Source organism: Treponema sp. OMZ 788 (assembly GCF_024181245.1).
In the GTDB taxonomy this organism is placed as follows: Bacteria; Spirochaetota; Spirochaetia; order Treponematales; family Treponemataceae; genus Treponema_B.
Genome location: NZ_CP051199.1, coordinates 2,554,587 through 2,577,525, shown reverse-complemented (window position 1 = coordinate 2,577,525; position 22,939 = coordinate 2,554,587). Strand labels below are relative to the sequence as shown.

22 protein-coding genes and 2 pseudogenes are annotated in these 22,939 nt (G+C 34.3%); 20 read left to right on the top strand and 4 right to left on the bottom strand.

Annotated elements, in window-relative coordinates; genetic code table 11:
• Positions 1 to 8 precede the first annotated feature (8 nt).
• Positions 9 to 1,115, bottom strand: a complete 1,107-nt coding sequence (ychF, locus tag E4O00_RS12850) for a redox-regulated ATPase YchF (protein ID WP_253677744.1) — start codon at positions 1,113 to 1,115, stop codon at positions 9 to 11.
• A 36-nt stretch (positions 1,116 to 1,151) separates the two neighbouring features.
• Entirely contained in the window at positions 1,152 to 2,981 is a 1,830-nt protein-coding gene (gene sppA / locus E4O00_RS12845; RefSeq protein WP_253677743.1) for a signal peptide peptidase SppA, read from the bottom strand.
• Positions 2,982 to 3,306: 325 nt separating this feature from the next.
• Here sppA and E4O00_RS12840 point away from each other — a divergent pair, with 325 nt between their 5' ends.
• The 20 genes and pseudogenes from E4O00_RS12840 to E4O00_RS12740 all read left to right on the top strand — a co-directional run bounded on the left by E4O00_RS12840 (position 3,307) and on the right by E4O00_RS12740 (position 20,353).
• The gene (locus E4O00_RS12840) at positions 3,307 to 4,386 is read left to right on the top strand and encodes a uroporphyrinogen decarboxylase family protein (RefSeq protein WP_253677739.1); all 1,080 of its coding nucleotides are present in this window, start codon (positions 3,307 to 3,309) and stop codon (positions 4,384 to 4,386) included.
• The gene (locus tag E4O00_RS12835; RefSeq protein WP_253677738.1) at positions 4,376 to 5,212 is read left to right on the top strand and encodes a uroporphyrinogen decarboxylase/cobalamine-independent methonine synthase family protein; all 837 of its coding nucleotides are present in this window, start codon (positions 4,376 to 4,378) and stop codon (positions 5,210 to 5,212) included. Before E4O00_RS12840 ends, E4O00_RS12835 begins: the two co-directional genes overlap by 11 nt.
• Positions 5,205 to 5,699, top strand: coding sequence for a uroporphyrinogen decarboxylase family protein (locus E4O00_RS12830; RefSeq protein WP_253677736.1), 495 nt, complete (start codon positions 5,205 to 5,207; stop codon positions 5,697 to 5,699). Before E4O00_RS12835 ends, E4O00_RS12830 begins: the two co-directional genes overlap by 8 nt.
• A gap of 28 nt (positions 5,700 to 5,727) precedes the next feature.
• Positions 5,728 to 6,228: a uroporphyrinogen decarboxylase family protein gene (locus E4O00_RS12825; protein ID WP_253679737.1), complete on the top strand. Its 501-nt coding sequence runs from the start codon at positions 5,728 to 5,730 to the stop codon at positions 6,226 to 6,228.
• Complete coding sequence (locus E4O00_RS12820; protein WP_253677735.1) at positions 6,200 to 7,969, top strand: ASKHA domain-containing protein; 1,770 nt, start codon at positions 6,200 to 6,202, stop codon at positions 7,967 to 7,969. The genes E4O00_RS12825 and E4O00_RS12820 overlap by 29 nt, the downstream gene beginning before the upstream one ends.
• Positions 7,970 to 7,978: 9 nt before the next feature.
• Positions 7,979 to 8,623 carry a corrinoid protein gene (locus E4O00_RS12815; RefSeq protein ID WP_253677734.1) on the top strand — a complete coding sequence of 215 codons (645 nt, stop codon included), beginning with the start codon at positions 7,979 to 7,981 and terminating at the stop codon, positions 8,621 to 8,623.
• 176 nt (positions 8,624 to 8,799) lie between these two features.
• Entirely contained in the window at positions 8,800 to 9,165 is a 366-nt protein-coding gene (locus E4O00_RS12810) for a hypothetical protein (protein WP_253677733.1), read from the top strand.
• A 34-nt stretch (positions 9,166 to 9,199) separates the two neighbouring features.
• The gene (locus tag E4O00_RS12805) at positions 9,200 to 9,553 is read left to right on the top strand and encodes a hypothetical protein (RefSeq protein ID WP_253677732.1); all 354 of its coding nucleotides are present in this window, start codon (positions 9,200 to 9,202) and stop codon (positions 9,551 to 9,553) included.
• A complete protein-coding gene (locus E4O00_RS12800; protein ID WP_253677731.1) occupies positions 9,528 to 10,373 on the top strand; it encodes a hypothetical protein in 846 nt (281 codons plus the stop codon). Before E4O00_RS12805 ends, E4O00_RS12800 begins: the two co-directional genes overlap by 26 nt.
• The gene (locus tag E4O00_RS12795; protein ID WP_253677730.1) at positions 10,370 to 11,059 is read left to right on the top strand and encodes an ABC transporter ATP-binding protein; all 690 of its coding nucleotides are present in this window, start codon (positions 10,370 to 10,372) and stop codon (positions 11,057 to 11,059) included. The genes E4O00_RS12800 and E4O00_RS12795 overlap by 4 nt, the downstream gene beginning before the upstream one ends.
• Before the next feature lie 17 nt (positions 11,060 to 11,076).
• The gene (locus tag E4O00_RS12790; protein ID WP_253677728.1) at positions 11,077 to 11,742 is read left to right on the top strand and encodes a hypothetical protein; all 666 of its coding nucleotides are present in this window, start codon (positions 11,077 to 11,079) and stop codon (positions 11,740 to 11,742) included.
• Positions 11,699 to 12,286 (top strand): ABC transporter permease, encoded by a 588-nt coding sequence (locus tag E4O00_RS12785; RefSeq protein ID WP_253677726.1) that lies wholly within the window; start codon positions 11,699 to 11,701, stop codon positions 12,284 to 12,286. The genes E4O00_RS12790 and E4O00_RS12785 overlap by 44 nt, the downstream gene beginning before the upstream one ends.
• Positions 12,287 to 12,301: 15 nt before the next feature.
• Complete coding sequence (locus tag E4O00_RS12780) at positions 12,302 to 13,042, top strand: LolA-like protein (RefSeq protein WP_253677725.1); 741 nt, start codon at positions 12,302 to 12,304, stop codon at positions 13,040 to 13,042.
• An 8-nt stretch (positions 13,043 to 13,050) separates the two neighbouring features.
• The gene (locus tag E4O00_RS12775) at positions 13,051 to 14,082 is read left to right on the top strand and encodes a hypothetical protein (RefSeq protein WP_253677724.1); all 1,032 of its coding nucleotides are present in this window, start codon (positions 13,051 to 13,053) and stop codon (positions 14,080 to 14,082) included.
• A 33-nt stretch (positions 14,083 to 14,115) separates the two neighbouring features.
• On the top strand, positions 14,116 to 15,165 hold the full coding sequence (locus tag E4O00_RS12770; protein ID WP_253677723.1) for a hypothetical protein: 1,050 nt from the start codon (positions 14,116 to 14,118) through the stop codon (positions 15,163 to 15,165).
• Between the two features lie 56 nt (positions 15,166 to 15,221).
• Entirely contained in the window at positions 15,222 to 16,058 is an 837-nt protein-coding gene (thyX, locus tag E4O00_RS12765) for an FAD-dependent thymidylate synthase (RefSeq protein WP_253677722.1), read from the top strand.
• 18 nt (positions 16,059 to 16,076) lie between these two features.
• Positions 16,077 to 17,802, top strand: a pseudogene (locus tag E4O00_RS12760) (TrkH family potassium uptake protein).
• 14 nt (positions 17,803 to 17,816) lie between these two features.
• Positions 17,817 to 18,510, top strand: a pseudogene (locus tag E4O00_RS12755) (TrkA family potassium uptake protein).
• A gap of 10 nt (positions 18,511 to 18,520) precedes the next feature.
• Positions 18,521 to 19,267: a hypothetical protein gene (locus E4O00_RS12745; protein WP_253677718.1), complete on the top strand. Its 747-nt coding sequence runs from the start codon at positions 18,521 to 18,523 to the stop codon at positions 19,265 to 19,267.
• 66 nt (positions 19,268 to 19,333) lie between these two features.
• Positions 19,334 to 20,353 carry an AAA family ATPase gene (locus E4O00_RS12740; RefSeq protein WP_253677717.1) on the top strand — a complete coding sequence of 340 codons (1,020 nt, stop codon included), beginning with the start codon at positions 19,334 to 19,336 and terminating at the stop codon, positions 20,351 to 20,353.
• Here E4O00_RS12740 and E4O00_RS12735 read toward each other — a convergent pair.
• Positions 20,316 to 21,614 (bottom strand): hemolysin family protein, encoded by a 1,299-nt coding sequence (locus E4O00_RS12735; protein ID WP_253677716.1) that lies wholly within the window; start codon positions 21,612 to 21,614, stop codon positions 20,316 to 20,318. The two genes, E4O00_RS12740 and E4O00_RS12735, sit on opposite strands and share 38 nt — an antisense overlap.
• Entirely contained in the window at positions 21,611 to 22,930 is a 1,320-nt protein-coding gene (locus tag E4O00_RS12730) for a hemolysin family protein (protein WP_253677715.1), read from the bottom strand. The genes E4O00_RS12735 and E4O00_RS12730 overlap by 4 nt, the downstream gene beginning before the upstream one ends.
• Between the last annotated feature and the right edge of the window lie 9 nt (positions 22,931 to 22,939).

The window sequence follows — 22,939 nt, the reverse complement described above, 5'->3', positions numbered from 1 at the left end:
ATCAAACATTAAACATTAAACTTAAAGAACATAACATCGCCGTCATTGACCACATAGGCCTTTCCTTCTTGACGGTAACGCCCTGCTTCTTTTATCTTTTGCTCACTGCCGTATTTTACAAAGTCATCAAAGCTGTATACTTCCGCCTTTATAAAGCCCTTTTCAAAATCGGTATGAATAACTCCGGCAGCCTTTGGAGCCGTATCACCTGCATGAATTGTCCATGCACGGCACTCATCTTCTCCGGCTGTAAAAAAGGTTCTAAGCCCTATCAAGTGATAGGCTGCCCTTGCAAGCTGTGAAAGGCCCGATTCTTCTAAGCCTACTTCTTCTAAAAAGCTTAGCCGCTCTTCTTCACTTTCGAGGTCAGCAAGCTCCGCTTCAAACTTTCCGCAGATAATTACCGTGTCGGCACCCTCGGATTCCGCAATCTTTTTAACCGCGGCCACATAGGGGTTACTATCCTGTGCCCCTGTTTCATCCACATTGCAAACATACATTTGAGGCTTCATCGTAATCAAATGAGTATCATAGATTGCATCCCTTTCATCATCTGTTAAATCGGCAAGACGGGCTCCCCTTCCTTCTTGTAAGAGGGGGCGGATTTTTTCGATGGCACGCATTACGACAGCAGCTTCTTTTTGAGCTTCCTTTCCCATACGGCTCGCTTTTTCGGCTCGCTCCGCTCTTTTATCCAAACTTGCAAGATCTGCAAGTGCAAGTTCTATATTTATAGTTTCGATATCCGAAGCCGGATCTATTTTTCCTGCAACATGAACAATATCGTCATTGTCAAAACAGCGCACAACGTGGGCAATAACTCCGACTTCACGAATGTGGGATAAAAACTGATTTCCTAAGCCCTCCCCTTTTGAAGCTCCTTTTACAAGGCCTGCAATATCCACAAATTCTACTGTTGCAGGAATTACCTTTTTAGGGTGAAAATGTTCTGCCAATTTTTTTAAACGGGTATCGGGTAAACTTACAATTCCCACATTGGGATTTATTGTACAAAAGGGATAGTTAGCTGCCTCAGCCGGCGCACTTGTGAGGGCCGAAAATATAGTCGATTTTCCTACATTGGGTAAACCCACAATTCCGCAATTTATAGCCATATAATTCCTCCAAATAAAAAATTCATCATCACAGGCTTAGTTTTCCCAAATAAGGTATTCAGGACTGTAAACATAAATACCTTTTTTTGACTTCAAATTTAAAAAGTCCGTAAAAGCCTTGAGGTCTGCAAAGTTCATCTGCGAAAGAGCCGAAGCATTAAGGTCTTCCAAAATACTTTTTACTAAGGCCTCTGTTAAAGGCATGGGCTTTTTTATTTCCTTTATGGAATATTGCTCCTTTATATTTGCAAGCTCTGCAGCATATTTTGCCGCCTCATCCAAAGAGCCGAGGGCATCGACTAACTTTAAATTTAGTGCCTGCTCACCGGAATAGACTCGGCCGCCTGCCAACTCTGCAACGGTTTTTTCGGGAAGGCTTCTTCCTCTTGCTACGGTTTCGATAAAGGTTTTATATATGTGCATAACTTCGAGCTGCCGCACTTCTTTTTCTTCCTGCGAGGGATCTTCTAAGACGGAATATGAAGGTTTTTGACCGGAGTAAACCAAGTCGCTTGTAATTCCGAGGTGTTTTTTTACTGCTTCCTTAAAAGATGGGGCTGTAGCCAATACACCGATTGATCCCGTAATTGTGTAGGGACTCGCAAAAATATAATCGGCTGAAGAAGAAATCCAATAAGCCCCTGAAGCGGCAACAGAGCCCATCGAAACTACAACCGGTTTTCCTGAGGCCTTAACCCTATCGACCGCACGCCTAATTTCTTCCGAAGCAAAAACCTCTCCTCCGCCTGAATTGACTCGCAAGACAATGGCTTTTACTGTAGGATCTTCTAAGGCCATATCAAAAAGCTCGGCTATCTTATAGCTTACGGCCGACTCATCTATAGGGCCCGTACCAATAGAAGTAATCGCTCCGTTTATGTGAATAATTCCTATCGAATTTTGGGACGGCATTTCTGCAAAATTTGCATTATAAGAAACATAGTCTATTGTATTTACACTGACCGAAAATGTCTTACTGTCGGCAAAACCTATGTTTGCGGCAAATTCATCAACTGAGGCTATGTCCGTAACAAAGCCCTCTTCTAAAGCTGCTTTTGCAGCGTTGCCCGCATATTTTTTTATAAGAGCATTGTTATTTTGTGCGAATGTCCTAATTTTTTCGGGAGATATATTTCGATTAGCGGCGATGTCCGATGTGTATTTTTCCCATAAATTATCGAACATGGCTTTTAAATTGGCTCTTACATTTTCGGAAAGAGTATCTCTGGAATAGGTTTCGGCCATACCCTTGTAGGCTCCGGCCTGTATTACATTCCACTTAATACCGAATTTTTCTTCCAAACCCTTAAAGAAAACCGGACGGGAAGCAAAACCTGCAAAGGAAATTTCTCCTAAAGGATCAATTCCGATGCGGTCTGCATAGGAGGCTAAAAAGTAAGACGGAATTGAATAGCCCACAGAATAGGCATATATCTTTTTACCGGAATTTTTAAATGTGCTTAAAGCTTTTCCCAACTCGCTTAAATGTCCCGATGAAAGGCCTGACAATTCCGAAAAATCCAAATAAAGACCGGTTATCCGTCTATCGAAGGCCGCATTTTTTATCGCCTTTACAAGATCAGAAACAAGAACAGCAGATTTTTTTCCAATCCCGGGAATACCGGCCGCAAAAATATCGGCTTCCTTTTCAGTAATAAAACCTGAAGGATTTATCTTTAGCACCCCTTCATTAGGCACACGCATTAAAACGGTTGTATTCGAGGGAATAGTTCCCAAAACCCCTAAAAATGTAAAAAAGAAAAAGAAGAAAACTATGTTTATTATTATCAAACGTAAAGTATTTATTCCTCTGAAAAGAGTCCTAAAAAAGCCCGGACGCTTTCTTTGTTCTTGATTTTCCTGCATATTTTGCTCCTAGAATAAAATTCGAAACGCTATGATAGCAAAAAAACGCTTTTTTTTCAACTAAGAGCAATTTAGCTGAAAACGAAACAACTTATTGACACTTAAACAAATTTTAGGTATAGTGTATTTATCATATCTGCTAAAGGAGGTTGTTTATGAAAAGCTATCCATTTCATTTCTCTACATGACCTCAAACTGATTTTACGGCAAGTGTTGCCTAAAGTTAGTAGTCTAATTTAAAACACTTAAAAATTTATATCAAAAGATTCTCCTGTTTATAACTATGATAGTTGAGTCTTAGGAATTTTTGTATAGGAGTTATTTTATGTATACAGAATTTAAAGATGAAATGACACCAAAAGAAAGGATGGCAGCTTTTGCTTCCAATAAACCGATTGACAGGCTGCCGATTGTTCCGGATATGGGTGTTACCATGGCAGGCTTTACCGGCCATACAACGAATGATTATTATACCAGCTCCGATGTAATGGCAGAAACGGAAATAGCTTTGTTTAACCGATTCAGACACGAAGCAGTCGGTATTTCAACAACGCTTCGCGGAATGGCGGAAGCTATGGGTTCAGAATTAAATTATCCTTATGATAATATAACCAATTTAAAGAACCCGATAGTCAAAACCGAAGAAGATATAGACAAGCTGAAACCTGTTAATCCGCATAAAGACGGAAAACTTCCTATTCTTTTGGAGGCACTCTGTAAAATACGGGATAAGATAGGAGACGTTGCCGACATAGGAGCATCGATGACTGCGCCTTTTACTGTTGCGGCTTCAGTTCTTGGCACCGAAGTCCTCTTACGATGGATAATCAAAAAACCTGAAGCTCTGCACCGCCTTATGAAAATTATTACGGCCAATAACCGTGAGTATATAAAGGCCTTAGGTAAATTGGGATTCGGCACGGGTTTTTGCGATCCGGTTTCTTCTTCCAGTATTTTAAAATTAGAACAGTACAGAGAATTTTCCCTGCCGTATTTTAAAGAAAATGTTCAGGACGTAATAAAATATTGCGGCTCCCATCCCACCGTTCATATTTGCGGTAAATCCCGCGAATTGTGGGAAGACGTAATGGAAACAGGTATCGGAAATTTTTCGATTGATAATTGTGAAGACCTTGAAGAAGCAAAAGCCGTTATGGGACACAAAGTCATGATTACCGGAAACGTTCCGCCTGTTGATGTTATATATCTGGGGAACGAAGAAGACATACGCCAATCGGTTAGAGATTGCGTAAAAAAAGGATGGGACAATAAATGCGGATATATTCTTTCAACCGGCTGCCAAATTCCGAAAGGAACCAAAATTGAAAATATAGATGCCTTTATGAAATGGGGACGGTATTACGCTCATATGCCGATAGACAAAAAGAGATTTGATGAAGATTAGAAATTATATTTGCAATTATAAGGATGAAAAAACAAACGGTACTCTTCAAGATGTAATGGATGCGAAGAAAATTTTTTTGGATGTAGATTCTTATAAAAATGCAGCCGAATATTTATCAAAAAATAGTCCGTTTGTTTTTTTTCCGGTTACAAATACACTCGAAGCTGAGCTGCAGGGAGCTTTGATAAATGAAAACAGCCTTATACGGGTAAAAAATCCTATCATAACAGATGTAGAAGAATTATTTTCTTTAAAAGCATTTGATTATACCGTGACTCATTATAAAATAATGAGCGAGTGTCTTAATTATAAATACGATAAACCTCTTGCCTATGAGATGACGGGATTTTACACTTTCTTATCGTTTATCATTCCAGCCGAAAAAATATTTCGAGCCTTTAGAAAAAATCCGGAAACGGAAAAAAGCCTTGCAGACATTTTCTTAAAAAATTATTTTTCTTTTATAAATACATTAAATTCTTTTAATATAAAACTTATTTCTCTTGCAGATCCGGCTGCCTCCGTTGATATTATAGGTCCGGCTGCTTTGGAGAACACTATCAATAGTTTTTATGTACCCTTACTTGATTATATTTTGAACAACACAGATTTTTCAATTTACCTGTGCCCGAAACTAAGTTTGGCAATGGAAGATTTAGGTCTTTTAAAGAATGAAACAATAGAGACCGGCAAAGCAAGTATTCAAAATATAATTAAAGATTTAATGACTGAAAAAAGAATATTTGGAAATATATGTATCAATGTAAAAACCGACATAAACAGAATAAAGGTTTTTGAATTTACAAAGGGAGGAGAAGATGAATAAAAAAGAGCGTCTTCTTGCTATTTTAAAAGGAAACAAACCGGACCGGCCGCCTGTAATTTGCCCGGGCGGTATGATGAATCCTTGCGTTACGGAGTTAATTAAAAAATATAATATCGATTTTACGACAGCTAACTCTGATGGAAAAGCCATGGCAGCTCTTTCAAAACTGGTTGTCGAAGAAAATCTTTTTGAGAATTATGCAGTTCCATTTTGTATGAGCATAGAGGCAGAAGCAATGGGAGCTAAATGCGACATCGGTTCGGATACTTGCGAGCCTCATATAAAGGAATATGCGGCAGACACTATGGACTTAAAAAATTTCCATAAGATAGATTTTACTAAAGGAAGACCTAAAGCTGTCTTGGAAGCTATTTCTATTTTAAAAAATGACGATATTCCCGTCATAGGAAATGTTCCCGGCCCATTTTCAGGCGGAACAAGCATTGTAGATCCTTTAAAAGTGTACCCTGCATTAAAAAAAAGATAAAGAAACAGCACATTCTTTTTTTGATTTTATAAGCAATGAAGTAGGTCTTTTTGCACTTGAGCAGACAAGAAAAGGAGCTGATTTAATTACTATTTCGGATCCGAGCGGCACGGGAGAAATATTGGGGCCTAAATATTTTGAAGAGTATATGGTAACCTATATGAATAAAATGATTTCGATTATAAGAACCGATAAAAATGTTCCGATTATTGTGCACATATGCGGTCAAATGAAAAAAGTATTCAGCCTTTTGACTAAAATAAATGCAGATGCGTTTTCCTTTGATGCAATCGTTTCGTTAAAAGAAGCAAAAGAAAAAATACAAAAATCGGTAATGGGGAATATAAGTACATATGCACTTGAACATTCCCGTCCCGAAGTTATAAAACAGATGGCTGTAAACAGGGTAAAGAAAAACATAGATATAATCGCTCCAGCTTGCGGGCTAGGCATGAATTCAAAACTTGAAAACATAAAAAATATTTTAATAGGTGTGGAAAATGCCGAAAGCAGTGATTCAAATAAATGATTTAAAAAAAGAAACCGATTATACTTTTGGTGAAACTCTTTTAGAAATAATAAAGCACGAAAATATTTTTATCGATGCTCCTTGCGGAGGTAAGGGTAAGTGCGGTAAGTGCAAAGTAAAATTTACCGGTGAAGACATTCCTCTGTCTCCGGAAGAAAAAGAATTAAATTTATATCCGTACCGGCTTGCCTGTATCATAAAACCCTCAAAAGACATTGTAATTGAAGTTCCACAAGAAGAGAAAGCAGAAGGCTTTTTAATAAGCGAAACACAGTTCGATAAAAAAACGGAAGCAGCAATAAAAACTGTAATAAAAACAATAAACGCACCTGAAACACATGAAAATAAAAGCTGGCTTCATAAATACGAAGAAGCTTTCGGTGAAATTGATTTTGAGATTTTAAAATCATTAAAGCCGGTAAGCGGAAATTATACTGGTGTATATTTGAATAAAAAATTAATTGCGGTATTGGATGGCGAGAAAAATAAAAAATATGCGATTGCAGTCGATATAGGAACGACAACAGTTGCAGCGGTTTTAATCGATGTGGAAAATATGATAGTGTCTGCAAAACGCTCCTTTATAAATCCGCAAATAGAATTCGGCTCCGATGTTTTAACCCGGATAAGTGCAGTACTTGAATCTAAAGATAATCTTTTTAAAATGCAAGACCTAATTACAAAAACAGTAAAAAAAGCGGCCTTTGAAATGATTGACGAATTGCAGATAAATCCCGATTTCGTTTATGAAATAGTTTTTTCGGCAAATTCGGTTATGAATCATATTCTTTTAGGAATAAACCCTGGTGTTTTGGGAAATGCACCTTATAAAAATGTTTTTGATAAAGTACTGCATTTTAAATCTTCCGAAATAGGATTACATATAGGGGCTTATACTCATGCCCTTATTTTACCTTCAGTCTCTTCATATATCGGAGCAGATATTATTTCGGGAATAAATTTTATCGATATAGAAAAACTTAAAACAAATACGCTTTTTATAGACATTGGGACAAATACCGAACTTGTATTAAAACACGGTTCTGCTTTTTTTGCAACGTCCTGTGCGGCAGGCCCAGCCCTTGAAGGAATGAATATTACCTTCGGCTCCCGTGCTCAAAACGGAGCAATCGAAGATGTTCACTTTGATTTAATGTCGGGTAAAATAAATTTAAAAGTAATAGGAAATGTAGAACCTAAAAGTATTTGCGGATCAGGTATCCTCGCTTTAATACGGGAAAGTTTAAAGGCAAAACTTATAGATAAAAGAGGAAGACTGATTTCGTTTTCTTCTCTTGAACCTTCAGATGTACGGAAAAATTTTTTATCGGATATAAATGGAGAAACTGTTATAAAACTTTTTGATAAACTGTATGTTTCAAAAAAAGATATACGTAACATTCAGCTTTCCAAAACAGCAATTCTTTCAGGCATCAATGTTTTACTGGATAAATTTAATTTAACAGCTTCTCAACTTGATGAAATAATTATTGCAGGCCAATTCGGCAATCATCTTACTGAAGATATGCTGATAAACACAGGCTTTCTTCCATCCGTAGAAAAAGAAAAATTTTCATATATGAAAAACACATCTCTCGACGGAGCAATAAGCACGGTTTTAAATATAAACAAAAGAAATAACCTAATGAAGCTAAAAAATAAAATAGGTTTTAGTGATTTAAGTTTGGATTCTAAGTATCAAAAATTTTTTATGGAAAGTTCTAACTTTCCTGATTTATAAGGAGGCTATATGAAAAAAATCGAGTATTTACAAAAACTTTCGGATTATGTATTCGAATATGAAGATGAAAAAATTGCACAAGTTGCAAAGGATTATCTTAACGAAGGGTATCCCGCTCTGGATGCAATTATGGACGGACTTGTAGACGGAATGAAACGTGCAGGTGATATGTTTCAAAAAGACGAATATTTTGTTACAGATATTCTGCTTTGTTCCGATGCAATGGAAAATGCACTTGAAGTTCTGCGTCCCTGCTTGGAAAAGAAGGATGTTCATTCCGGTTATAAAATCATTATAGGTGTAATTGAAGGAGACACTCATGATATCGGAAAAAACCTTGTAAAAACAATGCTGCAAACCGAAGGCTTTGAGGTTATCGATTTAGGCAGAGACGTTCCTGTTAATGATTTTGTAAACACGGCTATCAAAGAAAATGCCGAGATAATTGCGATGTCTACTTTAATGACAACTACAATGCCCAATATGCGCCGGGTAATCGAAAAGTTGGAAAACGATAATATACGCAGCAAGTTTAAAATAATGATAGGCGGAGGACCGATTTCTCAAAACTTTGCAGATAAAATAAAAGCTGACGGGTATTCAAAGGATGCTGTCGAAGCCGTAAAACTGGCAAAACGCTTGGTCAATATGTAAAAAGCATATATACCACAGCTCCTGCAAAAAAGTTTTATACAGTGTAATAATGCGTCACATATTATATGTTTTAATAAAATCAACGGTTTATTTATGACAAATGTCATAAAAAAGTGATTATCTGCACTTCACTTTTTGTTAAAAAAAATATAATCTATAAAAAATTGGAGGTTTATATGAGAAAAAGACTCTTAGTTATTTTGCTTGTTATTTTAAGTTTTAGCTTACATTCTCAAGAAATTTACGATAATTTTTATAAATTTAAGGCTGAATTATACAATACGGCTTTAGAAAAAATGGAGGCTTCTATCGCTGAATATCGCGAAAAGACCCAAAAAATGCAAATTTCTGAAGAAGAAAAACTGACACTTCAAAATTTTTTGATTTTGGAAGAAGTGAACCTCTTAAATAAGGATAACAGTAATAAGAAAAAAATATTTTCAAAGTTAAAAACTCAAAATGATAAGAGTGCTGTTTTTATGCAGGGAAAAAAAGAATTCGCAAGCCGACAAATGGTTTTTACTCAGCTGGGGCGATATTAAATCTCAGTACATAAGCTTTTTAGCCGGACAGGATATGTATAAAGAAGCCTATGACACAAAATTGCTTTATCTTGATGCTCTAAAGCAAGATAAAAAATTTGCTCCGGCAAGTATATCGTATGGTCTGTGGATGTTCTTTGCTCCTCCAATAGCAGGCGGCGGATATGAAAATTCTTTAAAGGAATTTTCAAGAGCCGTATCAAATTCAAAAAACAATTATGAAAAATACTTGGCCCTTATTTTCAGATCGCAGGTTTATTTTGCACTTGAAAATATGGATTTGTCCAAAAAAGATTTAAAGGCCGCAGCCGGATTGATAGCCGATGAGAATTTCAGCCTAGTAATTGAGGAGTTAAATAAGAATGATCAAATATTCTTTTCAAAATAGAACCTATAAATTGATAGCGTTTTTTTTCCTCTTTACTTGTTTTTCTTTTTTTTGTTTTGCACAAGAAAATTCTGTACAATCCTTAGATTTGGGTAAAGCAAAAATCTTTAATCTGGATGAATGCGGTTCTCTTTTTGCCGAATATTATAGAAGCAATACTATCAGCGATGAAGATTTGAAAACCTTAATAGACGGAATAAATCACCTTACAGGTTCTTTGGATAAGATTCTTGTAGAGGATAAAAAGATGAGAGATATAAAAAAACAAAATGAACTTTTAATCTTATATCTTGAATATGCTGAAATTCTTTCGACGATTTATAATTACGGCGGAATGAATCATCAAGGTAAGGTAATAAAAAAAATAGATAAAAATTTAAAAAGATTTTTAAAATTATCTAATTTGGAAGGTGAGGTATATTTAAAATATGCAGATTATCTTTATACAAAACTTCCGCTTCCCGAAACAAAACGTTTTAACACAATCTTAACACTTCCGGTTTTATACAGAAGGGCTCTTTTAAAAGATAAAAACAATAAGACAGCTTTTGTAAAATTATCTTGCTGGCAAATTGCCGCTGCCGATGAAACCACTTCAAATTTTAATTCACAAATTAAATCAACAGAAGAATACATTGAAGAATTAAATGATGTTGATAAATTTAACGCTTATATATGGTATTCTATATTTTATATGAAAATATATGATACAAAAAAAGGCTGGGAGCATTTTTATAAGGCAAAAAATATTTTTCCCAATCATCCTATCGTTTCATTACTTCATGAAAATTATAAAAAAGGAATTTTAGGCGGCTTATGATAAACGCAGAGCTTAAAGTTAAAAACTTATATAAAACTTACAGTATTGACACAAAAAAAATTGAAGTTACAAAAAATATTTCGTTTACTGCCGAGCGGGGAAGTATGATTTGGATTTACGGTAATTCTGGGGCAGGAAAATCCACGTTTTTAAATCTAATTACAGGAATAGATTATCCCGATTCGGGAGAAATCGAATGGGGCGATAAAAATATAAATAAAATGAATAACGGCGAAAGAGCTAAATTCAGGCTTGAAAATTGCGGTCTTATTTTTCAATTTTTTGAATTGATAAAATCTCAAACTGTTTTTGATAATGCTTCCATACCTTTAAAAATTCAAAAAAACTCTAAAAAAGAAATAAAAGAAAAACTCATGCCTTTATTTGAATATTTTGATTTAAAAGATTTGATTTATAAAAAGCCTAATGAACTTTCAGGCGGAGAAAAACAAAGGGTTTCGATAGTAAGAGCTCTTTCCTGCAATCCAAAATACATTCTTGCTGATGAAATAACTTCTTCACTTGATTCGGATCGGTCAAATCAAGTTTATGAATATTTGCGTAAATACTTAAAAGAAAAAAACGGAGTGGGAATTTTTGTTTCGCATGATCCTATTATAAAAAATTATGCGGATAAGATTTATAGAATGGTCAGCGGTTCATTGAATGAAACCGCAGGAGAATAAAAACTTTTGGAGAAAAAATGTTTTTAATAAAAAGTGCTTGGGATAATATTAAGTTTCACAAAAAGAGAAGCATTCTTTCCATATTATTAATTGCAATTGCCTCTGCTGCAATCTTATTATACAGAGGATTCGTAGAATATTCAGAACAAGGAATGGCAATAGGCTTTATACAAGAATCGGGGCATATTCAGGCTGCGGTTAAAGATTTTTGGGATAAAAAAAATACGGCAGATTTAATACTTACATCTAACGATTTGAATAAACTTAAAAATGTTTTTGAAAAAATACCCGAAATAGAAAATTTCGATTCGGTTCTAAATTTTCAAGGAATAATAGGCACGGAAAATTCTTCTTCAATATTTTGGGGCTCAGGATATGATGAACCTCACTCTTTAGGAGCAGCTGAAGGAGTCCCTGTTTTTGAAGGAGACAACACCCTTGTTCTCGGAAAAGGTTTATTTAAATCTCTCGGTTTGAATTTGGAAAATGATAATTATGTAAATATAATGTCGTCGATGGGAGAAGAAGGAATTGCAGCAGGTTCTTTCGAAGTTTCGGGAAATATAGATACAGGAGTTCCTCAAAACGATGCAGGCTTTTTAATTGCTTCCCGAAAAGATATTCTCGAATTTTTTCGGTATGCCCGATACGGCTTCATATATAAGATTGTACTTAAAAAATGATAAGGATGTTGAAAAAGTTGAAAGCAAATTAAATTCTATTTTTAAAGAAAATAATTTAAACTTTGAAGTTAGAAACTGGAAAACGCTTAATCCTTCATGGCAGCAAATAAGCAATTTATTTAATGTCCAGTTTACCGTAATAAGCGGAATCTTATGTGTGTTAATTTTTGTGGCTCTGACACAAAGTCTTTCGGCAAGTTTTATGGAAAGGATAGGCGAATTCGGCACAATGGAAGCCATCGGCTTAAAAAAATCCTTGCTTATTTTGGTTTTAATTCTAGAAGTATGTATTTTATCTCTTGCAGGGATTATTGGAGGCATTTTATTATCGCAAGCAGGAAACATTATTACTCAAACATTTGATATAAAAATGAATCCTCCGGGCTCAACTTCTTATTACTTATTAAATTTTTTTATTACAGCTAAGGCGGTAATCAAAACTCAAATCTTTATATTTTTTACGGCTCTAATTTCGGTTATATATCCGATTTATACTATTAAAAAACATAGCAGTATAAAACTTATAAATTATAATATAAGTTAATCAAGGAGTTATGATATGAATACAAAGAAATGCTTTTTACGATTATTTTTTTTAATTTTTTCATTAATTTTATATTCAGAAGAAAAATTTGATGATGAAGATTATCAATATTTTTTAAAAATCAATGCTGGATATATTGAAGCATCCGAAACTTTTTTAACCGAGCAAGCAATAATAAAATATAATAAGGATTTAAAAGAAGAAAGCAGGCTGTCCTCTTATTGTCTTTTTAATAAGAGCGGACAGTTTGTAAGAATAAAATCAAAAAATAAAATACAATATTTTTTCAGCTCCAACGAAGGGTACTGGCTTTACAACAAAAATTTAAAAACACCATTAAAAATATCCGGTGCATATAAAATAGAAGAATTTGAAGTGCAAGATATTTTAAAAACGGATTTTAAGAATGATTATAAAATTCTTGAATACAAGAATAATGATTTTATTCTCGAAAAACAAAATTCAAAAGCTTCATACAAATATATTATATTTACAAAAAAAGCTAAAAATATTTTTGAACTCAAATTTACCGATGCAAAACAAACTCCGATAAAAAAATTAGTTTATCATATAGAAAATATAGACGGTTATCCTTGTTTTGCTAAAATAGATGTGTACGATATGCTATTTGAAAAAAATACTTACAGCTCATGGGTAACTATGAGTATTAAAAAGGCCGATATACCCGCATCGCTTTTTTCATACTCTCAATTAAAGCATTTGACTCAAAAGATGGAGAATTTGATAAAAAAATAGGGAGAACTATGAAGAAATTTATTTTTTCTATATTTTGTTTTAGTTTTATAAATCTCCATGCAATCAGTCCCGGTTTTGAATTAAATAACTTAAATGTTTTCTTTAATACCGATGTAAATACTTATGCACCTCAAATTATTTCTAACTTAGATACTTCAGCTTTTTTAAATTTTAATTTTGAATTTAAAAATCAGAATTTATTTTTACAGCCGGGTGTTTTTTTTAAAAATGAATTTTCGAAAGATAAATTAGAAAATAAAAAAATTATAAGACCTTTTTTTAGGAGATTGAATTATTCCGCTTTTACCGATTATTTTTCGTTTCAAGCCGGAAAAGATTTAATTTATTTTGGGGAAGGTATTATTAAAAATTATTTTTATTTAAATATTCCTGAGATGATAAAATCGGATACAGCTTTGTGGCATTTAAAATTCGATATACCTATAAAAAATTTTATAATAGACTTAGGTTCTGCATTCGACACCCGTTCTATAGACATTTTTAAAAAGCCTGCCTGGTATTCCGTTTGGACAAAATTTGCATATTCATCATCTTCTTTTTTTATCGGATTGGAATCGGATATGCTCTTTGAATCGGCTAAAAATAATAAGAAAGAATATACACTAAAAACAGCCTTAGAAGTTTTATTTAATCTGCCTTTAGATTTTAAAATTTATTCCAATGCAGGGCTTCCAATAAAATTTATAAATAAAAAAATTTATGATTGGGGCGTGCTTGCCGGGATTTCTAAAACATTCCTTGTAAAAGATAATGATTATACTTTTACTTTAATAGCCGAAGGTGCTTATAATTCTAATGGTATGAATTACGGATTTTTTTATAGCACAGGCTTAAAAGATTATGCTCAAATTACTGCCGGTTTACAAGGCTTGCAGGATAAAGAGCTTATGGGAATTATTCAGACCGAGTTATTTATTTCGGATTTTAAATTTAAAATAGTATATCTTTCAAAAAATCTTTTAGATAAAAAAGATATATTGAACGGAATATTAAGTTTATCGGTTGTTTTAAACGATTGATATTTTATGCAAAAAGTTTTTATAGGAGAAAAGATGAAAAAGATTTTATGTTTAGTTTTTTGTTTTATGATGATGGCGGGATTTTCTCAAGATAAAGAGGAAGTCAAAAAAAACAATGCAGATGATTTTATAAAAATTTCTAAATTCAATATTCTTCCGAATTATTTCGGTTTTCCTCTTTCGGTAAAATTCGGATGGCTTTACAGGAAGGATAATTTTAGTATTTTTCCAAATACCGGAATCTTTTTTTCGGCAGATAACGGTCCGGCAATCAGTTCTTCTGCCGGATTTTTTATTCAAAAGGATTTTTTTAAATGGGATATAAATGCTTTTTATGATTATATTCCTTTTACGATGAATAAAAAAACTGAGGATCAAATTTTTTATGCAAAAAATAATTTTATATTTGTTATAAATAAGCTAAAAATTTCTTTCCCAGCCCGTATAGGAAGAAGAAGAGTTAACGAAATAAAATCGGCCGGAACACAAAATGAATTAAAACCTAAAACCGTTACCGAATTATCGCAGGGAATTAGATTTGATCTTTTTATTAACGATTTAGGCTATTTGAAAACCACCGCAAATTTTTCTTTTTTTACCGACTGGATTCCCGAAAGCCGTTTTGTTAATTACAGACTTAAATTCGAGCTGCCGGTAACTTTTAAACTGTACTATGTTGATGTAGGATTCGTCTACAGTTTTTATAATACAGATAGAATAAACTCAAAACATATGAGTTCTACTGCTGATTATGAAATAGAAAAATCTCAAGAAGGCATGACGAGACGCTTTTCATTTAAAGATGTTAAAAAATATACTTCGATGCATATTTGGGGAACTGAACTTAGATGGTATGCCGCCCGAACAGGAGTTAACTCTAACGGATTTTTCATTTCAGCCTTCGCTGATGCAGGCTTCGGCTCTAATAAAGAAAAAAAATTAAATCTTATCGCGGAATTCGGCTTAGGAGCAGGTTACACATTATTCGATAATGTTCCTTTTACTTTCCAAGCCGGAGTTAATCAAGACTTTAAGCCGATCTTTTTCTTAGGCGTAGTCTCCAGAATTATTCAGGGCGTGTGATTATATAATTTATTTAACATATAGAAAATTATTATGATTTATGCTATCATTTTGGTATGGCACATTGTATAGCTCCGGAAGCGGAAAAAATTTTGGATAAAGAGTTTAAGGTTCTCGATAAAGGTTTTATCAGATTGGTAGATTATATGGGTACTGATGCCCGTATAGTGCAGGCAGCCCGTGTTTCTTATGGAGAAGGCACTAAAACCGTACGGGAAGATGCCGCTTTAATAGACTATCTTTTGAGGAATAAGCATACCTCGCCCTTTGAACAGGTGGTTTTTACCTTTCATATAAAGCTGCCCATTTTTGTAGCCCGCCAGTGGATTAGGCACAGAACAGCCCGTCTGAACGAAATTTCTGGACGGTATTCCATCTTAAAAGCAGAGTTTTATGTACCCGACGGAAAGGATATCTCCTTGCAAAGCAGCGACAATAAACAAGGCCGAATGAGTGAGGCCGTTTCTCAAGACCTTCAAAATGAAGTTATAAGCTCTTTGCAAAAACAACAAGAAGAAGTTTATGACGGCTACTGTAAATTACTCGATAAAAATATAGCAAGGGAACTTGCCAGAATCAATCTCCCTCTTTCTACTTATACCGAATGGTATTGGCAAATAGACCTGCACAATCTTTTCCATTTTTTGCGGCTGCGCATGGATGCTCATGCACAAAAAGAAATCAGAGACTATGCCGAAGTTATGTTTGAAATTTGTAAAACCGTAGCCCCTCTTGCCTGCGCTTCTTTTGAACGCCATGAAAAAAACGGAGTAAATTTTTCTGCAGAAGAACTTGAAGCTATACATAATTTGATAGCCGGAAAAGAAAGCGGGTTAAAAGGTAAAGAGCTTGAGCGTTTTAACGAAAAACTTAAGAGCGGAAGACAAGTATAAAACAAAAGGAACAGACAAATGAGGAAGCGGGATTACTTTGTCGTTGCGGCTTTCGCTTTAAGCCTTGTTCTTTTATTTTTACAGCAATTTTATTCAAAAACTACTTCTGAAATTATTCTCCACATAATAGACATTATTATCCTTATCTCTGTACTTGCCGAAACCTTTTTTGCGATCAGACAAGAAAAGTATATACGCAAATATTTTCAAAATAATCTTGTAGACTTTTTAGCAATATTAATATTCACTACCGTATTTATTGTTTTTAAGATACAAATAAGTCTTAACAATAATGCAGAAGAATTAAATATTGTTTTTGATATTTTTAAAAACATATTTTTATTCGGAAAAATAATTAGATTAATAAGCAAGAGAGCCGACTTAACTGCAAAAATTATTTCAAATCCTGCACAAACTTTGATTATTTCTTTTTTTATGGTTATAATCATCGGCAGTTTTTTACTTATGCTTCCTGCTGCTTCTGCAAACGGTAAACCTTTAAACTTTTTAACAACACTTTTTACCTCCGCATCTGCCGTATGCGTTACAGGCCTAAGCGTAATAGATGTTTCTTCCGAACTTACCATAGTAGGAAAATTTATTTTGATTGTTTTAATTCAGGTCGGCGGTTTAGGAATAATGGTTTTTTCATTTTTCGGAATGCTTGCCTTCCGGAAAAAAATGACTGTCAGTGAAAAACTTACAATCTCTTACATGGTGAGCGAAGATGACATGTCTAACCTTTTTAAAACATTACGGGTAATTGTTTTTTCTACTTTTTTTATAGAAGCATTAAGTGCAGCATTTTTATTTATAGGATTTTCCCGTATTTTAGGATTCAATCTTAAAGCCTTAGGCTTTGCATTTTTTCATGCAATATCCGCATTTTGTAATGCGGGGTTTGCTCTTTTTTCAAACAACTTGGAATCTTTTACCTCCGATATTATTATAAACCTCACAATAGGTTTTACAATAATTTTAGGCGGAATAAGTTTTGCCGTTATTTATGATGTTTTGGCTAAGGTTAAAACAAATATAACAAATAAGTTTTTGAAGAAAAAAAAGAGCGATTATTTAATGTCGGTAAATACAAAAATGATTTTAAGCCTTACAGTTTTTATTCTTTTTATTTCTTTTGCTCTTTTTTATTTACTTGAGCACCGCAATACTATGAAAGAATTATCAGTGGGAAGTCAATACCTTGCAAGTTTTTTTCAAGCTATAACATTGCGAACTGCAGGCTTTTCTACGGTTTCATTTATGAATTTAACAAATGCAACCTTACTTTTTATGATATTTATAATGTTCATGGGAGGAGCTGCAGGAAGTACAGCCGGAGGAATTAAGCTTAACACTATTGCGGTGGTGTTTGCTTTTTTTAGATCATTTTTAAAAAATCAAAAAACAGTTGTAATCAAAAATATTTCGGTACCTGAGGATCAGGTAAAAAAAGCTTTTTTAATTTTCGGCTTCGGACTCGCAGCAATTTCAGTTGGAATTTTTTTATTGACAATTACTGAAAGTCTTCCTTTTTTAGCATTATTGTTTGAAACCGTATCAGCCTTTGCAACAGTAGGTCTTTCTACGGGAGTAACCGCCGCTCTTTCACCAGCCGGAAAAATCGTAATAATAATTTTAATGTTCATCGGAAGGGTCGGTCCTTTAACTTTTTTTAACTGCGGCCGGCACAAAACAAAAGAATGACGATATAGAATATCCTTATGGAAATATAGCTATAGGATAAGGGAGGAAAATATTATGGAAACAAATAAAAACTTTGCTGTCATAGGTTTGGGAGAATTCGGATCAAGGATTTGTGAAGTTCTTGTAGACGGAGGAGCTTCAGTAGTGGCCTTTGATCATGATATTCAAGCAGTGGAAAGAATAAAAAAAATTGTTCCGGCAGCAATGCTTGTAGAAACTACAAATGAAGAAGCTCTTTTAAAAGCTCCTTTAGATGATGTAGAAGTTGCAATCGTCGCTATCGGCAATAATATAGAAGCAAGCGTTTTAACTACTACTCTTTTAAAACAAAGAGATATTCCCTATGTTTTAGCCCGTGCTGTTTCACCTCTCCATGCAACAGTTTTAAGAAGAGTAGGTGCAAACGAAGTTTTAAATATTGAAATATCGGCTGCGACAAGAATTGCAAGGCGTCTTATTTCCCCTGATGTAATGGATTCAATTGCAGTCACAAAGGATTTTTCAATAAGGGAAATTATTGTTCCGAAATTTTTTATCGGAAAAACCGTTGGTGCTCTTGCTCTAAAAGAAAAAATTTAACATTAACCTTATTGCCCTTGTAAGAATGGATTTGGATATAGATTCTGTCGGTAACCCTGTCAAACAGGAAGCTATGCATTATCCTGAAGATGATTTTGAGTTGAGAGAAGGTGATAAACTTTTTTTGATAGGCTCAAATATAAAACTTGAAGAATTTAGAAATATGTAAGGGTGCAAATATGATTTTTATTGGAAAAAAATTATTATTTATAAGTTTTGCGGTCTCATTTATTTTTATACTTGCAACTGCCTTTTGGGCATTCTTTGTCGGTATGAGAGTTCCGCTTAAAGGAGACTCCGAACTTGTTTTGTTTTTAGGATTTATACTTTCGCTCTTGCAATTAATTATAATTATAAACATTATTATAGGCGCGGTAAAAAAGAAAAAAGATTTTTTAAGCCTAATGGAAACTATAAAAACCGGAGGAATTTTATCTGAAAAGAAAGTTGCAAAACTGGGTTCTGCAGGATTTTTTTTACAAGAAGCTCTTAGCGTGTCCAATACAATTACTTCGCAAAAAAGTGTAAAAATTGCAGGGCTTAACGGATTGATGAGAAGTTTGATTAGTATGATAGATATACCTCTTGTTGTAATCAACCTTAACGGAGAAATTATAGATGCATCTCAAAAAATAAAAGCCGAAAAAAATTATAATAAGGATTTAAATATTTCGGATCTTATACCTCAAGTAAATATCAGGCAAGCCTTTAAAGAAGCATCAGTCAGTCATCTTCCTGTAGAACAAGGAGACAATATTTTAGTACCTGTTTTTTCAACACTGGGAGATATAACATATTTTTTAGTTGACACATCTAAGAGCGGAGCTTTAAGTAAATTTATCAATACCTTTATACCTCCAAAAAAAGAAGAATCTGCCAAACAAACAAAAAAAGGATTTTTTAAAATTTTAAATAGTAAAAAATAAACACCTATTTGCAAGCCCGATTTTCAACCTCTTGCACAATTTTAATATAAGGCGTAAAATAATACTATGATTGATACAAGCTATAAAACGATAATAGAAAATTTTAAAGCAAAGATGGCTCAGCGCATTGTGGGTCAGCAAGAACTAATCGAAGGAATTTTAACTGCATATATTGCAGGCGGTCATGTGCTCCTTGAAGGCGTACCCGGTCTTGCAAAAACTCTCATAGTGAAAACCTTTGCAGAGCTGTCCAATGTAAGTTTTAAGCGTATTCAATTCACTCCGGACCTTCTTCCTGCCGATTTGATAGGAACTCTGATTTATCAGCAAAGCATCGGGAAGTTTTCCGTAAGGCGGGGACCGGTTTTTGCAAATATTATTTTGGCTGATGAAATAAATAGGGCTCCTGCAAAGGTACAGTCCGCCCTTTTGGAAGCTATGGCCGAAGGACAGGTTACAATCGGAGAAAATTCCTATTCCCTGCCTTCTCCTTTTTTTGTACTTGCTACACAAAACCCAATCGAACAGGAGGGAACCTATCCTCTTCCCGAAGCAGAGCTTGACCGCTTTTTATTAAAATTATTTGTTCCCTATCCTTCTATTCAAGAAGAAATAGATATAGTAAATAAATTTTCAAGTCTAAAGCCGAATCAAAACATTGGACAAGGCTTGGGCCTAAGCTCAAGTGCCGGCCCGGCCGAAGCAATCCTCACACAGGAAAACTTAGAAACTCTCAGGAATGCCGTAGAGCAGGTAAAGTGTTCTCCCGAAATTACAAGCTATATAGTTTCAATCATTGCCGCAACAAGGCCTGTAAAAAATGTAAAGCAGGATGATTATATTCACGGGAATTACCTAAGCTATATTCTTTACGGAGCATCCCCGCGTGCAGGAATAGCTATTCAAAAATGTGCAAAAGTAAAAGCCCTATTCAGCGGAAGAGACTATGTAATACCGGAGGATGTAAAGGCTGTCGCCTACGCAGCTTTGAGGCATAGACTTAAACTTTCTTATGAGGCCGCCGCCGATAACTTGACAGCTGACGATATTATTGAAAAGCTTTTGGGAATTGTGCCCCAGCCGTAATCTTAGATACATCAGCAATAAGAGAAATAATTTTACTTGTTTCAACCTTTTCTATCTTGAAGTCTACTTCTCCTACGCTAATAAGCTCACCTTCTTTAGGAAGATATTCTGCCGTTTCAAGTACAAGGCCGCCTATCGTATCGTTATAATCGGAATGAAAATCTGTATTTAAAATTTTATTTAACTGAATAATAGGAGCCGATCCCGGGATCATAATATGAGTACCGTCAACAATCTTCATTCCGCTTAAGGGATTTGTTTTTGTTTTAGCATATTCATCTTGAATTGAACCGAAAATCGCCGTGCTTATATCGTCAATTGTGATAAGCCCCGCAGTCGAACCGTATTCATCTATTACAAAGGCCATATTTCTCTTATTTTTACTCATTGTTTTTATTGCAGAAAAAATATTTGCAGTTTTCGGAATAAACAAAGCCGGCCTTATAATTTTATTTATATCCATTTCAGCCTTATGACTTTTATAAAACAATAGATCCTTATAATGGACGCTTCCTATTATGTTATCCTTTTCCGTCTTGTAAACAGGCAGGCGGGAAAACATTGTTTTACGGAAAATACTTATCATCTTTTCGGGAGCCGAATTAATATCGAAGCCGACAAAGTCTTCTTTTTTTGTCATTATACTTTGCAGTTTTAACTCATGCAGTCTTACAGCTCTTTTAATTAACTCATGCTCTCCCGTTTGAAAAGTACCGTCAGCTAAACTTATGTTTATAAGCGTTTCCAAATAATCTTCTGATAAGTCTGAGATTTGATTTTCCCTTCGCTTTGAAACGGATTTAATAATAAAATTGGACATGAGCGAAAAAATAAAAACAATCGGTTTTAAAAATAATCTTACAATCGATAGAGGAATCAAAAATGTTTTTGTTATCTCTACGGCATTATAAGCCGCTATAGCTTTTGGTAAAATTTCTGCAAAGATAATTATAAGAACCGTTGTAACAGCAGTAGCTGCCGGAATATGCTGCTGCCCGTACATATCAATTACAAAGGCAGTTATCAATGCGGAAGAAAGAGTGTTTACAAAATTGGTACCTATCAGGGTTGCACTTACAATCTCATCTTTTTTTTCAATAAGAAAAGCAAGAGTCTTACTTTTTTTTGTCCGGCTTTTTTTTATTGCCTTATACTCAGTCCTCGTTATTGCAGTAATTGCCGTTTCGGATGCAGAAAAGAAAAATGCACAAAGGAGAAGAGCTATAAATTCGACTATCATTAAAGCTAATTCAAATTTCATTCTTCATCTCCTGCAATATTTACTTCCAGTTCGCTTATTCTGTTTCCTTCAGTTTTGATAACCGTAAAATTATAGTTTTCTATTTTTATTGTAGAACCGATTTGCGGAACTTCTCCGCATTTTTCCATAATCAAGCCGCCTATTGTGTCATAATATTCGGAAGAAAACGAAGTGCTTAGATCCTCATTTAAATCGCTAAGTCTCATGCTGCCCAAAATAGTCTGACTAAGATTTTGAGTCGACTCATCATTTATATTATCAAGATTGGGTTCTTCTGCAGCCGCATCATCCGTATCATACTCATCGGCAATGTTCCCGAATATCTCTTCATTTAAGTCTTCAAGAGTTGCAATACCCAAGGTACCGCCGTACTCATCAATGACGACAACCATGTTCTGTTTTTCTTTTCTAAATATTTCCTGCAATTTTGAAAGCTCGGTATTTTCAAAAACAAGAACAGGCTTACGCAGATATTTTTTTATATCGAATTTTTCTTTTGATTCCTGCAAGAAATCTTTTGCTGCAGCTTCCGAAAACAAAAAATCTTTAATATAAAAAATGCCGATAATTTCATCTATGTCTTCTTCATAAACCGGAAATCTTGAAAATCTTGAAGAATGAGAAAGCTCTATAATTTCCTTAGGGTTTACATCAGCTGTAAGCCCGATTATATTGGGCCTCGGAGTCATAATATTTTTTACGGTTATGTCTCCGTAGCTTAATATTTTTTCGAGAACAGCCTTTTCTTCCGAGCGTAAATCTCCATGCTCCTGCCTTACATCAAAGAAATCTTTTAAGTCTGCATCGGTTAAGGCCTCATTTGATTGCAGATTTTTTACACCTAAAAATTTTAAAAATAATTTTGTAAAGCCCGAAAAGAGCCATTCAAGAGGAGCTAGAATTTTAATTAAAAATAAAATAAAGCCTGAGAATTTTAAGGCTATCGGTTCGGAAAAGACCAAGGCAACGGACTTAGGCAGTATTTCACCAAAGATTAAAATTGCAATAGTTGCAGCCGTTACTGCAATGCTTAATCCCTTTGCTCCGGCTAATTCTACCATTAGGGCGGTTAAAATAACGGAGATTAAAATATTTACCAAGCTGTTTCCTATCAAAGAAGTTGTTAAAAATTTTTGTTTATCTTTTAAAATCTTTTCAACTCTTGCAGCCTTTTTATTTTTCTTTTCGCGTAAATATTTTATCTTCAATTTATTTACGGATAAAAAGGCTGTTTCTCCCGACGAAAACATCATCGATAAAAAAAGCAGAATAATTAAGAGTATAATATAAAGCCATTGCGGCGGAGGCTCGTTCATCCTGTAAAC

Excerpts from the sequence above, each read along its gene's own strand:
- E4O00_RS12830 (WP_253677736.1), top strand. The coding sequence starts at position 5,205 with ATGAATAAAAAAGAGCGTCTTCTTGCTATTTTAAAAGGAAACAAACCG.
- E4O00_RS12835 (WP_253677738.1), top strand. The coding sequence starts at position 4,376 with ATGAAGATTAGAAATTATATTTGCAATTATAAGGATGAAAAAACAAAC.
- E4O00_RS12775 (WP_253677724.1), top strand. The coding sequence starts at position 13,051 with ATGAAGAAATTTATTTTTTCTATATTTTGTTTTAGTTTTATAAATCTC.
- E4O00_RS12745 (WP_253677718.1), top strand. The coding sequence starts at position 18,521 with ATGATTTTTATTGGAAAAAAATTATTATTTATAAGTTTTGCGGTCTCA.
- E4O00_RS12730 (WP_253677715.1), bottom strand. The coding sequence starts at position 22,930 with ATGAACGAGCCTCCGCCGCAATGGCTTTATATTATACTCTTAATTATT.
- E4O00_RS12785 (WP_253677726.1), top strand. The coding sequence starts at position 11,699 with ATGCCCGATACGGCTTCATATATAAGATTGTACTTAAAAAATGATAAG.
- E4O00_RS12780 (WP_253677725.1), top strand. The coding sequence starts at position 12,302 with ATGAATACAAAGAAATGCTTTTTACGATTATTTTTTTTAATTTTTTCA.
- E4O00_RS12735 (WP_253677716.1), bottom strand. The coding sequence starts at position 21,614 with ATGAAATTTGAATTAGCTTTAATGATAGTCGAATTTATAGCTCTTCTC.
- E4O00_RS12795 (WP_253677730.1), top strand. The coding sequence starts at position 10,370 with ATGATAAACGCAGAGCTTAAAGTTAAAAACTTATATAAAACTTACAGT.
- E4O00_RS12810 (WP_253677733.1), top strand. The coding sequence starts at position 8,800 with ATGAGAAAAAGACTCTTAGTTATTTTGCTTGTTATTTTAAGTTTTAGC.
- E4O00_RS12840 (WP_253677739.1), top strand. The coding sequence starts at position 3,307 with ATGTATACAGAATTTAAAGATGAAATGACACCAAAAGAAAGGATGGCA.
- E4O00_RS12790 (WP_253677728.1), top strand. The coding sequence starts at position 11,077 with ATGTTTTTAATAAAAAGTGCTTGGGATAATATTAAGTTTCACAAAAAG.
- E4O00_RS12740 (WP_253677717.1), top strand. The coding sequence starts at position 19,334 with ATGATTGATACAAGCTATAAAACGATAATAGAAAATTTTAAAGCAAAG.
- E4O00_RS12770 (WP_253677723.1), top strand. The coding sequence starts at position 14,116 with ATGAAAAAGATTTTATGTTTAGTTTTTTGTTTTATGATGATGGCGGGA.
- ychF (WP_253677744.1), bottom strand. The coding sequence starts at position 1,115 with ATGGCTATAAATTGCGGAATTGTGGGTTTACCCAATGTAGGAAAATCG.
- E4O00_RS12805 (WP_253677732.1), top strand. The coding sequence starts at position 9,200 with ATGTATAAAGAAGCCTATGACACAAAATTGCTTTATCTTGATGCTCTA.
- thyX (WP_253677722.1), top strand. The coding sequence starts at position 15,222 with ATGGCACATTGTATAGCTCCGGAAGCGGAAAAAATTTTGGATAAAGAG.
- E4O00_RS12820 (WP_253677735.1), top strand. The coding sequence starts at position 6,200 with ATGCCGAAAGCAGTGATTCAAATAAATGATTTAAAAAAAGAAACCGAT.
- E4O00_RS12800 (WP_253677731.1), top strand. The coding sequence starts at position 9,528 with ATGATCAAATATTCTTTTCAAAATAGAACCTATAAATTGATAGCGTTT.
- sppA (WP_253677743.1), bottom strand. The coding sequence starts at position 2,981 with ATGCAGGAAAATCAAGAACAAAGAAAGCGTCCGGGCTTTTTTAGGACT.
- E4O00_RS12815 (WP_253677734.1), top strand. The coding sequence starts at position 7,979 with ATGAAAAAAATCGAGTATTTACAAAAACTTTCGGATTATGTATTCGAA.